Origin of the sequence: Skermanella stibiiresistens SB22 (assembly GCF_000576635.1) — a bacterium.
Lineage (GTDB): Bacteria > Pseudomonadota > Alphaproteobacteria > Azospirillales > Azospirillaceae > Skermanella > Skermanella stibiiresistens.
The window spans coordinates 1-691 of sequence record NZ_AVFL01000111.1 but is presented as its reverse complement, the minus strand read 5'-3'; the positions used below and the strand labels follow the sequence as shown (position 1 = coordinate 691).

The following is a 691-nucleotide window of genomic DNA, read 5'->3' as shown; positions in this document are numbered from 1 at the left end:
CGGGCATCGTCAAGTTGTTGGGCGAGAGGCCAGAACTGGGCGAGCTTGACGGCGGCAGGGTAGGTTGAGGCCATGCGGCTTGCGTGATGCTGCAGACCTCGTGCCACGCCTGGAAGGCGCGGGTCCGCTCCGCACGGTAGTCAGTTGCAGGCATCAAATGGCGGGGCAGGAGGAAGAGGTTGTTGATCTTGTCGTGGGCGGACAGGAAGCGTTGAGCGTGTCGGACCGACTTGAACCGCTTCATCTGGCGCTCTCGTCGCCTTGTTGGCTGGTGTGAGTTTTCCGCCCGGTTGTTGAGGCCCTTGTGCTGGCGGTGCTCAACGCTGAGCATGATCTCCTTCTTGGCCGCGCCGTAGGAGCCGAGTTTGTCGGTGATCATGACGCGAGGAGCCCGGCACTGCCGCTTCAGCAGCTTGCGCGGCAGGCGCTTCGCCACCTTCCTGTCGCGCCGGCTCTGGACCAGAACGTCCAGCACGACGCCATGCTGATCCACGGCGCGCCAGAGATAGTGCTTCCCGCCGGCGATCTTGAGCACGACTTCATCCATGTGCCACTTGTCGCCGGACCGGGGCAGCCGCCGGCGGATGATGTTGGCGAACTCCTGGCCAAATTTCAGCCCCCACTGCCGGATCGTCTCGTGGCTGACCTCGATGCCGCGGAAGGCCAGCATCTCCTCCACCATGCGAAGGCT

At 64.0% G+C, this 691-nt stretch carries 1 protein-coding gene; it reads right to left on the bottom strand.

From position 1 onward, the window contains the following. Positions 1-691: IS6 family transposase (locus N825_RS35690; protein WP_245613343.1), on the bottom strand; the 691-nt coding region annotated here is incomplete at both ends.